1 protein-coding gene is annotated in these 823 nt (G+C 76.3%); it reads right to left on the reverse strand.

From position 1 onward, the window contains the following. A partial coding sequence (locus OZN99_RS32685) for a Bug family tripartite tricarboxylate transporter substrate binding protein (protein ID WP_270939338.1) occupies positions 1-823 on the reverse strand: 823 nt, incomplete at both ends.

The following is an 823-nucleotide window of genomic DNA, read 5'->3' on the forward strand; positions in this document are numbered from 1 at the left end:
GCGCGCAGCGCGGTGGAGGCGAGCGCCGTCGCGACGGCGTCATGCAGGGCCGCGATCGCGTCGGACGGCGTCGCCGCCGCGGCGACCAGCCCGCCCCAGGCGGTGGCCTCGTAGCCGGCGAGCCCAGCCTCCTGAAGGGTCGGCACCTCTGGGAAGCGCGGCGAGCGCCGCGCACCGGCGACGGCGAGCGGGCGCGCCAGGCCCTGGCCGACCGCCTGCTCCACCGAGGAGATGTTGTCGAACACCAGGTCGACCTCGCCGGCGGCCAGGGCCTGCATCGCCTGTGGGCTCCCGCGATAGGGCACGTGCAGCATCTCGGTGCCCGTCATGGTGCGGAAGAGTTCGCCCGAGAGGTGGCCGGTGGTCGCGTTGCCCGGCGAACCATAGGTAAGGCGCCCCGGCGCGGCGCGCAGCAGTGCGACCAGCCCCGCGACGTCGTCCACCGGCAGGCCGGGCCGCACGACCAGCGCGTTCGGCACGAAGCCCATCAGCGCCACCGGGGCGAGGTCCCGCTCTGCAACGTAGGGCTGGCTCGGCAGCAACGTCGCGTTGATGGCGAGCGTCACCACGTTGGCGTAGCCCAGCGTGTGCCCGTCCGGCGCGGCGCGCACGACCTCCAGCAGGCCGATCGTGCCCCATCCGCCCGGCCGGTTCTCCACGATGACGGGCTGCGGCAGGGCCGGGCGCAGCGCCTCCGCCAGCAGGCGGCAGACCAGGTCGGGCGTGCTGCCCGGCACCGAGGGCACGACGAGCCGCAGCGGCCGCGTGAGCTGCCAGGTGCGGGGCTGCGCGCGGGCGCTGCGCGCGGCCGCGACGGCACCCG

Source organism: Falsiroseomonas oryzae (assembly GCF_027856955.1).
Lineage (GTDB): Bacteria > Pseudomonadota > Alphaproteobacteria > Acetobacterales > Acetobacteraceae > Falsiroseomonas > Falsiroseomonas oryzae.